The 7,589-nt window shown below is 44.6% G+C and carries 5 protein-coding genes; all 5 read left to right on the top strand.

Annotated features, from left to right (window positions below):
• On the top strand, nt 1–337 hold a 337-nt coding region (locus tag D0T84_RS22660), incomplete at its 5' end, for a hypothetical protein (protein WP_221413155.1).
• Between the two features lie 11 nt (nt 338–348).
• Complete coding sequence (locus D0T84_RS20415; RefSeq protein ID WP_163309699.1) at nt 349–2,094, top strand: hypothetical protein; 1,746 nt, start codon at nt 349–351, stop codon at nt 2,092–2,094.
• 249 nt (nt 2,095–2,343) lie between these two features.
• Nucleotides 2,344–4,050: a hypothetical protein gene (locus D0T84_RS20410; protein WP_163309698.1), complete on the top strand. Its 1,707-nt coding sequence runs from the start codon at nt 2,344–2,346 to the stop codon at nt 4,048–4,050.
• Nucleotides 4,051–4,184: 134 nt separating this feature from the next.
• The gene (locus D0T84_RS20405) at nt 4,185–5,933 is read left to right on the top strand and encodes an FISUMP domain-containing protein (protein WP_163309697.1); all 1,749 of its coding nucleotides are present in this window, start codon (nt 4,185–4,187) and stop codon (nt 5,931–5,933) included.
• Nucleotides 5,934–6,027: 94 nt separating this feature from the next.
• Nucleotides 6,028–7,287, top strand: coding sequence for a peroxiredoxin (locus D0T84_RS20400; protein ID WP_163309696.1), 1,260 nt, complete (start codon nt 6,028–6,030; stop codon nt 7,285–7,287).
• The last annotated feature ends 302 nt before the right edge of the window (nt 7,288–7,589 follow it).

The raw sequence follows: 7,589 nt of genomic DNA, 5'->3' as shown, positions 1-7,589 counted from the left end.
TTTCGGTTTTAACAACACTGTATATATTATTATAAATATCCGGGGAGGCGAACTTACCGTCTTGTTGTCTTCAACAATGTTGTCTTATTTGTCTTTACTTATTCTGCCCGCCGCTTGCGAAAGTAGTAGGGCGGAGCCTCCCCGTAATACACCCTCTCCTGCCTCCCCCAAAAGGGGAGGTAGCGCGAGGCGGTCAAAGCAACTCAAATTTAAATATAATAAACAGAGCCTCTGCTTCCCCCTCTCCACAGGAGAGGGTTGGGGTGAGGTGTATTATTCATCTTTCCATCTCTCCGGTCTCCTCACCTTTTGGGGAGGCCGGGAGGGGGTGGCTTAAAAATTGCTTTTATGAAAACAACCAAAACACAAAACAAGATCATGGTTCATTGGCGGTTACTGCTTGCCACGATAGCCTTTTTGCTATGCAGTTCCTTTGCCGGGGCACAGGTGACCGTGGGGTCCAATATCACACCCACACGGGCAGCATTGCTCGACCTGAAAGCCCGGCAGACCACAGGTAAGCTACCATCAGTGACTGATGATGCTAATACCACAGTTGCTGAGGGTGATGGGGGATTACTACTACCACGTGTGGAGCTGGAAAATCTTACCACTTTAGATCCTTTTATACAATCCGGTGACGCAGACTACAATAATACCCAATTGAAGTTGCGTTTGGCAGGCCTGATGGTATACAATATAAAAGAGCAGTCACATACTGATCCAAACAAAATTTTACGTTCAGGTGTATATGTTTGGGATGGCGAGAAATGGGGTGTTGAGGTCGTCAATGAGGCTGCATCGTCGATAGTTTCTCAACCCCGACCTTTTACTTTCTACGAAACGGGCAAAGAGCCGCAAGACAAGTCGCTGACTTTCGTTGTTGATGGCCCAGGTGAGTGGGTATACCAATGGTATCAGGTAATGGGAAACAATATTCATGTGAGTCTTGGTACTCCCATCAATAAATCGGATGGCACAGTAGGAGGCATAGGAGATACTTCGCCTACCTTCACTCCTGAAGTGTTTAGGCAGTATGCTTCTGGCGAATATCCGGGCATAACCCTCCACGGCAGAAACTCAGCCTTCTATAAGTTCTACTGTGTGGCAACAAGTTCGGAAGGTATTGTACTGACCTCTGATATTGCTGAAGTGGCGGTCGGCTGTGGAGCAAAGAACACTAATGGGGAGTGGATATCTTTTATGTGCTTCAATCTGGGTGCTGAGAATGGCATTACCATAGAGCAGCAGAAAAATCATACTATTCATACGTTTACTAATGCTACAACTGGTAAACACGCTTATATAGAGGGAGAAGAAAACGTATGGGGTAGCCTATTCCAGTGGGGACGTATTGTCGACGGACACGAAAAACGTTTGTTTGCTAATGGAGATCCTACTAATATAAAAGAATATAATGACGACGAACTATCAAGTGTTGTACTCTTAGGAAAACGCTGTACAGGGACTTCAGAATCACCCCGTCCTTACTATCAAGTAAATCGCTACGATGACGTCTGGCATGGAAAATTTATTTATGGAGCCTCAAATTGGATTCCGACTAGTGTGTCATCGGCTTCTGCCGACGCAATGTGGAAATCAGGACGCTTTGTGCAGAACGACCCATGTGCACATTATAAGATAGATGGTAATTATCAAGAATTTTGGTATGATGGAGAACCTGATGCTACTAGTTATCCTGATAGAGAAGCTTGCCAAGATACAGGTACATTTTGGCGTACGCCAACACAAGGCGAATGGGCAAGTATATATAGGGGAGGAACAGTTCCAGGTTCCTCAAGTAATGCTATGGCCAATACATGGATTTGGCATGAAGGTACAACAACAAACTATAGTCCAGGCTATGAAATCAAACCCGATGGTATAACCACAACCCTTTTTCTACCTGCTAATGGCAACCGGAGCGGAAACGATGGTTTACTCTACAATCAGGGTACAGAAGGTTATTACTGGACTGTTACTGCTAACAGTACGAATGCATACCACTTGTTTTTTGATAGGGGCACAATTGCACCTGCTAACAGTGCTAATCGCTCGACTGGTATCGCCATACGCTGCATTAGGAATAGCTAACAACGTAATGCCAAGTGATGAGCCTATGTGTTCGATAGTATAAAACAATAGGGCAAAATGGGTAAGACACATAGATCTGTCTCTACAGAAAAAATAATCAACTAATACCCCGCTCACGCAAACCTCCAGTTTGTGTGTCGCGAAGCAAAAATCAATTATTGTTCTTTGAGCAAAACATGGATAAAATATCTGCGTCAGTAGAACTAATCTTGAGACTCTAAATTTTGAAACTTTAAATATAAAAAGTATATGAAACCATACAAAATATTTTTTCTCTCCACATTGCTGACTACTACAATGAGCCTCCGTGGACAGATAACCATCGGATCGAACTTACCGTCCACACGGGTAGCTTTGCTCGACCTGAAAGCCAGCCAGGCGAAGGATAACGTTCTGCTGAGTTCTGCATCCGACGAAAACAATGTAACCGTACGAGAAGGTGATGGAGGACTACTCTTGCCTCGGGTGAAGCTGATGAGCGTCAATACTCTGGAGCCTTTTATTCCGGCCAACGACTCCGAATTTAAAGATAATATTAACAACCTGAAGGAGAGGTTAGCAGGACTGGTGGTTTATAATCTGACCAATAATGGTTCAGGTGCTGCACTCTATCCGGGAGTCTACACGTGGAATGGCAAAAAATGGGAGACTACATTTGCTAACGAAGCTGCGGCTATCATCAAAGAGCACCCTAAACCCTTTACCTTTTGCCAAACAGGGAATGAGGAAGCAGAAAAAGGAGAATTGGAATTTACATTTGAAGTAGATGGATTGGGAGACTGGACTTATCAATGGTATCAGGTAGTAGGCCGTAATAGACATATACGTGTTGGTGCACCTATTGGTAATAGTGAAGAGGGTAGTACTGTGACAGCAATAGACGATACCGATAAAGAAAAGACATTCAGACCGTACCCCCTCGATATACTAAAAGGACCTACCAGTGATGCCAACAATGCAGGTTTCTATCAGTTCTACTGTGTGGCTAAAAGTTCGCTGGGAGAGGAACTAACCTCTAATATTGCAGAGGTGGCCGTGGGTTGTGGTGCAAAGAACTCCAAGGGAGAATGGATATCTTTTATGTGTTTCAATCTCGGAGCAGGAGCAGGTATTGGTACTGCTTCATACAATGGCATTACCATACAGGGACAAAAAGGCTATACGATAGGGGCATTTGCTAATGCAGCAAACGGCACACATAGCTATATCACAGATGAAGAAGTAGTATGGGGCGACCTTTTCCAATGGGGACGCATAGCTGACGGGCAGGAGAAACGTAAATCGAACACAGAGCTCTATAGTGGAGTGTTAATAGCTAATATTTCAGATGGTTCTCTCTGCCCTGATAAAAGTATACCAAGCCCTTGGCAACAGGTAAAAAGTGGAACGCCCGGATATGGGGAATTTATAATTGGAAACCCAACATGGAATCCTATTGGTAATAGTAAGCAAATACAGTTGTGGCGCACAGGCCGCTTTGTGCAGAACGACCCGTGTGCGCATTTCTTAAAAGATAATGGCTCTTATCAGGATTTCTGGTACAACGATGCAGAGCCTGCCTCTAAGAGCGTTTGTGAAGATACAAATACATCATGGCGTCTACCATCGCAGGACGAATGGGCAAGTATATACAGGGGTGGAACAGTATCTGGTGCTTCAGGTAATGCCTTGGCCAATAACTGGGACTGGTATGATGGTACTGCTACAAACTATAGTCGGGGCTACGAAATCAAACCTGATGGCATAACCACAACCCTTTTTCTACCTGCTAATGGCTTCCGTCATCATGTTAATGGATCACTTCGAAACCAGAGTACAGAAGGCTACTATTGGAGTGTTTCTGCTTTTAGTGAAGATCGTGCATACATCCTGTTTTTTGACGAAAATAAGGTTGCTCCGGCTAACAGTGCCACTCGCGCGTCAGGCAGTGCTATTCGTTGTGTCAAAAGTGACTAAAAAAATAGCACCCCTCGACTTTTCTTACAAGAAAAGTTATAGTTAACAATTATCGGCCTCTCCAAACCTCTTCTCTAAGAAAGGTTTAAAGCACCCTTCGCGGGAATGGAGTAAATTTTAAATACAAAACAATTATGAAACAATATAAAATATTTTTTCTCACTGTTCTGCTGACCACAACAGTGAGTCTTTGCGGACAAGTAACCTTCGGCTCAGACCTAAAGCCTACACGAGGAGCTTTACTCGACCTAAAAGCCCGTCAGGCAAGTGGAACATCTGTCTCAGACTCCCAAAATGCAACTGTAACAAAAGACGATGGTGGATTACTCTTGCCTCGTGTCCAACTGAAAGATATCACTACTTTAGAACCTTTCATCGAAAAAACCGACCCCGATTATATAGTTAATACCAATTCGCTGAAAGAACGTCATGCAGGTCTGATGGTATACAATATAACAAATGACCCTTCAAACATTGACCCAAATAAAGTCCTCAAACCGGACATCTATGTATGGAATGGTACGATGTGGGTTACCTCGCGGAAGACTATCTCTCCGGCGACAATAAAAGAACAACCAGCACCTTTTACATTCAATGAAACGGGCATCGCAACGATCGAAATCCCGGCTCCAAAACTGTCCATCACTGTAGAAGGTGATGGCACATGGACATTCCAGTGGTATCAGATAATGGGCAATAATGTGCATGCACGCATCATTAAACCCATCGACCCGTTAGGCATAGAAACAGTAAATGGCACAGTAGAGAACGTATCAAATGGCTCTAAGGTTACTTCAACTTTCACACCCGAAGTACTAAAGGGTACAACCCGTAATGCTAACTTCACTGGCTTTTATAGATTCTACTGTGTGGCAACAAGTTCGGAGGGTGCGGTGTTGACTTCCAACATTGCCGAAGTGGCTGTAGGTTGTGGTGCCAAGAACTCTCAAGGGGAGTGGATAACCTTTATGTGCTTTAACTTGGGTGCAGGAAAAGATATTGGTACTGCTTCATACAAAGGTATTACCATAAACGATCAGAAGACCTACGAAATAGGCTCTTTTACCAATGCAAGTGATAACAAACACACTTATATACCAGATGAAGAGATTCTATGGGGTAGCCTCTTCCAATGGGGACGTATTGCTGACGGACACGAAAAACGTTTGTTCAGTGGAGGAACTCCTACTAACACACAAAAGATGCCAGATAATCTTAGTGATTTAGTACCCCATATGGGTAGTGGCAGCATTTGTACTAATATGGATATCGCTAGCCCTTTCAATCAAATAATAGAAACGTCAACAGATTTTTATGGAAAGTTTATCTACCATGCATCAAGAAACTATTGGTACCGGCTTAACACAGTTACTGCTAATCTGTTGTGGCGAACAGGTCGTTTTGAACAGAACGACCCATGTGCGCACTACAAAGAAGATGGTACTTATCGGAAATTTTGGGCTAAAAGTGCCAGTGACGGAGATGTCTGCACATATAATAAGGATGAGGATACAGGATGGCGCTTGCCATCGCAAGACGAATGGGCAAGTATATACAAAGATGGGACTGTTCAAGGTTCTCTCAACAATGCGACAGCCAATTCATGGAGTTTCTACAATGGTACTAAAATAAACATAAAGTATAGTTCTGGAGTTGAAATTAAGCCCGACACAGAAGAGACAACCCTCTTTATACCTTTCAGTGGTCATCGGAGTGGCGAAAATGGCAACCTTTACTACCAAGGCTCGTTGGGTCTTTACTGGACTAGTTCCATCACAGGCACAACATCATACCGCATAAACATTGGTAATGGTAGTGTTAACACTGCTAACGCTTTCGACCGTTCATATGGTTTTGCCGTTCGTTGTGTCAAAGACTTGTAGCTATTTTGCCAACCTCCTTGTAGGAAAGCAAGTTTCCTAAGGGGTGGGTGCTAATACTTAAACAGACCTTAAATATTTGAATTAAAGAAAAATAATGAATAATAAAATAAGATACTTATTCAGTACATCAGTCCTTTGTATAGGCTGGGTGGGGCTCCTCCTATTATTTTCCGGGGGCGCCCTTGCCCAAACCATCGAGATAGACCTGCCCTCGTGCAACTACCTGCAATATGTTTTCACCCTGAAACAGGGTACTGCCCGTGATACGGTGGCTGTGGGCAGGCTCGATTCGGTAGGCAAGGCATCGTTTACACTGCCTGCCAGTTATGCATCGTACTGTGGTGTGGGTAACCTCTCGGTGCCAACCACCCATACCTCTATCAATATGATAATCAACGGGGAGAAGAATCTCTCAGTGAAAGAAGACAGCGAACCCGACAGCGGTATATTTTCGGGCTCGGTTGAAAACGCATACCTGCAAGAGCTCTTTTCCCGCCAAAGCCGGATAATAAGCGACTACAATGCAGCGATGAATTCGGCAAGTAGCACGGCATCTCCTTTTTCCGTGCACTGGCAACAGGTTAGCGAGCTGAAAGCCAGGTACAGCCTGCTCAGGAAGGAGATGAAAGAAAGTTCGCTGTATGCCGCCCGTATGGTGGAGATGCTGGGCTGCCTGTCGGGGATGGGGCGTTCGCTGGATACCCATCCCGATAGCATTGTAGTGGAGCAGCACCGCTTCGTTTCGCAGGAGCTGGATTTCCACGACCTGTATACCAGCGGTTTCTGGCAACCCATGCTACAGCTCTGGTACGAGTCGGCGCTGGGTAACGACAGCCTTCTATTGAACGATAGCAAACATATGCTCGACAAGATAACTGATATCCCTCTGCGCCGCGAACTGACGCAGTCGTTTATCCGTATGTTCAGCAAATATGGCAAGGATTACCTGCTGGCGGAGCTGGGCACAGAGTACCTGACCATGCCGTTGAACGGGCAGCCTGCGCCGGAGATTGTAGTGGGCGACAGTTCGTTCGTTCCCTATCTTAGCCTTATTGTCTTTTACGAAACAGGCTGTGGCAACTGTCATTATGAGTTGGAACAGTTGAAAAAGAATTATAAATTACTGACAGATAATGGCATCCGTGTAATCTCCATTGCTGCCGACATTGGCGAAGAAGTTCACGCGGAGACATCTGCCGGATTGCCCTGGGCAGACAAGTTGTGCGACTATAAGGGTTTCGACGGGGCTAACTTTCGCAATTACGGTATCGTGGGTACGCCTACATTCATCCTGACGGATAAGGATGGTATCGTGAGGGGGCGGTATGCGCAGTTGAAGGAGTTGTTGAAGTGAGTGGTGAGGCTGTAGATGTGGATAATGAGGGATAAATTGCAAAATAAGAAGTAATAAGCTAAGCAAAGTGAAGTGAAAATCAGGAAACTGGGAAACAGTGTCCTTTAGGGCATTGTGATAGTTCATACATTTATTCACAAACTAAAAATGAAGCTTATGATTGATTTTGTAACGAAAATGAAAGACGAGGCTTTGCGGAGTCTCAGGTGTATTGAAAATGGTACTGGCAGCAGCATCATTGAGAAATCACGCGAAGCAATCCTCTTACTGGAAGATACTTTGGACAGGCTCAAAGTATTTAT

This window comes from Dysgonomonas sp. 521 (assembly GCF_010501055.1).
Lineage (GTDB): Bacteria > Bacteroidota > Bacteroidia > Bacteroidales > Dysgonomonadaceae > Dysgonomonas.
This window is presented reverse-complemented; position numbering and strand designations above follow the sequence as displayed.

Excerpts from the sequence above, each read along its gene's own strand:
- D0T84_RS20415 (WP_163309699.1), top strand. The coding sequence starts at position 349 with ATGAAAACAACCAAAACACAAAACAAGATCATGGTTCATTGGCGGTTA.
- D0T84_RS20410 (WP_163309698.1), top strand. The coding sequence starts at position 2,344 with ATGAAACCATACAAAATATTTTTTCTCTCCACATTGCTGACTACTACA.
- D0T84_RS20405 (WP_163309697.1), top strand. The coding sequence starts at position 4,185 with ATGAAACAATATAAAATATTTTTTCTCACTGTTCTGCTGACCACAACA.
- D0T84_RS20400 (WP_163309696.1), top strand. The coding sequence starts at position 6,028 with ATGAATAATAAAATAAGATACTTATTCAGTACATCAGTCCTTTGTATA.